This is a genomic window from Kitasatospora sp. NPDC059088 (assembly GCF_042738155.1).
Classification (GTDB): Bacteria; Actinomycetota; Actinomycetes; order Streptomycetales; family Streptomycetaceae; genus Kitasatospora.
In genome coordinates, this window is record NZ_JBHYGR010000094.1 from 34424 (window position 1) to 37345 (window position 2922).

General features: G+C 71.4%; 4 protein-coding genes. All 4 read right to left on the reverse strand.

Annotated features, from left to right (window positions below):
* Positions 1 to 124: 124 nt before the first annotated feature.
* Positions 125 to 550: a DUF3846 domain-containing protein gene (locus ACFWXO_RS32140; protein WP_380528256.1), complete on the reverse strand. Its 426-nt coding sequence runs from the start codon at positions 548 to 550 to the stop codon at positions 125 to 127.
* A gap of 108 nt (positions 551 to 658) precedes the next feature.
* Positions 659 to 1141 carry a hypothetical protein gene (locus ACFWXO_RS32145; protein ID WP_380528257.1) on the reverse strand — a complete coding sequence of 161 codons (483 nt, stop codon included), beginning with the start codon at positions 1139 to 1141 and terminating at the stop codon, positions 659 to 661.
* 169 nt (positions 1142 to 1310) lie between these two features.
* The gene (locus ACFWXO_RS32150; RefSeq protein ID WP_380528259.1) at positions 1311 to 1679 is read right to left on the reverse strand and encodes a hypothetical protein; all 369 of its coding nucleotides are present in this window, start codon (positions 1677 to 1679) and stop codon (positions 1311 to 1313) included.
* Positions 1680 to 1752: 73 nt separating this feature from the next.
* Positions 1753 to 2049 carry a hypothetical protein gene (locus ACFWXO_RS32155; protein WP_380528261.1) on the reverse strand — a complete coding sequence of 99 codons (297 nt, stop codon included), beginning with the start codon at positions 2047 to 2049 and terminating at the stop codon, positions 1753 to 1755.
* Positions 2050 to 2922 lie beyond the last annotated feature (873 nt).

Below are 2922 nucleotides of genomic sequence, written 5' to 3' on the forward strand. Positions count from 1 at the left end.
GTGCGGGGGGGGGGGGGGGGGGGGGGGGGGGGGGGGGGGGGCGGGGGGGGGGGGGGGGGGGGGGGGGGGGGGGGGGGGCGCCGGGCGGGGGGGGCGGGCCCCCCCCCCCCCCACCGGGGTTCGGCTACTCCTGGAGCGCGGCGCGGGCCAGGCGGCGGCGGAACTCGGCGCGGACGAGTTCGGCGAAGGTCTCAATCGTGCCGTGCAGCGCCCGGAAGGTGTCCGGCGCGAGCGGGACGGTGTCACCCATGTGGTTGGCCGTGAGCAACACGGGGCCGTGGTACGCCTGGTAGACCTTCCCGAACCGCCGGGCAAGGTAGGTGGCCACGAGGTTCACCGGCTGGCTGTACGCCCCCTCGTCGTCCATCCACATGTCTACGTTGGGGGTGAGCTCCGCGACGTCGACGAGGCGGCATCCGAGCTTCTCGCGCGTGAAGGGCAGGGTGTCGCCCTTGGGGAGCTCGACCACCTCGACTTCGCCCATGACGGTGATCAGCAGGGCGGGGCGGGCCGGAGCGGTGTTCTCGGAGCGGACGGCGATTTCGGACATGGCGGGGTCTCCTCGGAAGTCTGGGGCGGCCTGAGGCCGTGGGAGGGAGCGCAGCGGCCCAGGAAGGGCGGGGGCGGCCGGTGGGCCGCCCCCGCCGGGGCGGCTGGCTCAGGCGGCCAGGGAGAGCGCCAGCGCGCGGAACCGGGGGCTGAGGGCGACGGCCTCGAAGCGGGCGGCCACCTCCGGGTTCTTCGGGCGGTGGGTCTCCAGCAGGGCGAGCACCCGGGCGGGGGCGAACAGCTTGACCGGCATGGTCTTCATCCGGCGGTTCTTGCCGCCCTTGTTGACCCGGGTCGGGCTCTTGGTGGTGAGGCGCTTGCGGGTCTTGCTCATCGCGTCCGCCTTGCCGAGTTTCTTGCTGATCGCGCCCGCGTTCCGGTAGGCGTCGGCCGGGTCGTAACCGGCCCCCGTCATGATCACCGCGACCGGCAGGGGGCGGGCGGTGCGGACGGCGGCGACCGCCTTGGCCTGGCCGCCCTGCGCGCGGACCTCCTGCGCCCGCTCCCGCAGCACGGCCCGGGTGAGGCGGGCCTTGACGGTCCGGGTGGTGGCCTTCATCGGCTTCTTGGTCTCGGCGGTGCGCTTGGTCACTGTCTTGCCTTCCGGTTGGAGCGGGTTGAGCCGGAGGGCCCGCCCGGGCCCTTCCGACAAGAAAAACTATACCACATGAAACCTGCATATGGAGGTATCCGGCAGTGAAGTTCGCCCGGTCGTCCCGGTCCGGCCGGACGGCACCACCACCGCCCGGCCGGACGCTCCGTCAGCGCGCCAGCGCCCGCCGGGACTCCCGCTGTGCCTCCTGCATCGCCTTCAACGCGTCCGCCCCCATTCCCGACTCGGCGTACTCCACTGCCGACAACAGCGACCGCAGCGCACTCCGCGCGGGGAACTTCCGCCGGTCGTACCGGCCGCGCGTCACCCGGCCGAACATCTCACCCGCGAAATCCCGCAGTTCCCGCAGAGCCTCGGCCCCCTCCAAACCACCCCGAAGAATCGCACCGAAGGAAATCCCGGAAAGGCGCTCCGCTGCGCCCTTCTGGATCATCTCCAAAGCCATTCCGACGATTTGAGTTCCGCCGGTGAAAGCAAAGCTGAATTCGGCTTCAATACGTGCGATGTTGGTTCCCATAATCCGCGTCCTTTTCGTTCTCAGGGGTGGAGTTCCAGGGGGCCGGGCGGTCGGACCGCCCGGCCGGTGCCGACTAAGCGGCGAGGCTGACCGGCTGGGGCTCGGCCGGGGTGGCGCTGGCCACCTGGAACAGCTCGCCCTGGGTGAAGTCCTGACTCGGGGCCAGGCGCAGAACGGCGGCGGCAACCGTCGCCTTGGTCACGGACGGCGGCATGTGCTGCGCCACGGCGACGGTGTTCTTCTCGTGGCGCCAGAGCGCGTAGAGATCGGCCTGTCGGGTGCTGCGGGCCGCGTGCAGGTCGGCGCGGGCGGCCTGGTAACGGGCCTCGGACTCCAGGGCCTTGATCACAAGATCCTCGGGATACTGCACGGTCTCTCCTTCGGTGAAAGGCGGGTTGAGCCGGTCGGGCCGCCCGGCCCTTCCGACATTGAAAACAGTACCACATGAAACGTGCATGAGAGGTGTGATCAGTCCCCGAACCTGGGCCGATCGCGCTGGTCCGCCGCTGCGCGCTTCCACGTAGGTACCACCGTAGGTACCACCGCAGGCACCACCGCAGATACGTGCGTAGGTACCACCGTAGGTACCCCGGGCCCTTTCGGGTCGAGTGAACATCTGCGCAGGTCAGATGGGGTGTGAGAGAGCAAGGAAAATCAGACAACCCCCTCTGTCTGCTCCTTCTTCTGGTCTTGGTGGGATGGGTAGGTCTGTGGTTGTGCGGTTGGGCGGCGGTGGTTTGGCCCTGCGGGGCTGTTGTTGTTTTGGGCGTCCGGCTGGGCCGGTCGCGGTGGTGGGGGTGGGGTGGGTGGGGGCTGCGCCGGGCGGTCGTGGCGGCGTGCTCTGTGTGCTGTCCTGGCGGCTGCGCTGGGCTGGTGTGGTGGCTCTGGTGGTGTGGTGGCGTGTTCGGGTGTCGTGGGTGTCTTTCTGGGTGTTGTGGGGGGTGGTGGCCGGCTTCTGGGTGGTGGTCTGTCGGGCGGCGGTCGGCCCGGTGGTGCTGGCCGGGGCGGCGCCCCGGCTGTCGTGGTGGTGCTCCCGTCCCGGGCGGGGGCGGAGCCCCGGCCGTCAGGCCGTCGTGCTGCTGGGCCTGGTGTTGCCCCGGGCCGGGCGGGCCGACAGGGCCGACACCGGGCCTGTCCCGGGGTTGTGGGGCCTGTTGGGCTGCCCGTGTGCCGTGTGGGGTGTGCGGGCCCGTCCAGGCCCGGGGGAGGGTGCTGGAGGGCCCGTCAGGGCCCGTGCCGTGCC

Bases quoted from the DNA above. Each gene is read 5' to 3' on its own strand.
- ACFWXO_RS32140 (WP_380528256.1), bottom strand. From the start codon at position 550: ATGTCCGAAATCGCCGTCCGCTCCGAGAACACCGCTCCGGCCCGCCCC.
- ACFWXO_RS32150 (WP_380528259.1), bottom strand. From the start codon at position 1,679: ATGGGAACCAACATCGCACGTATTGAAGCCGAATTCAGCTTTGCTTTC.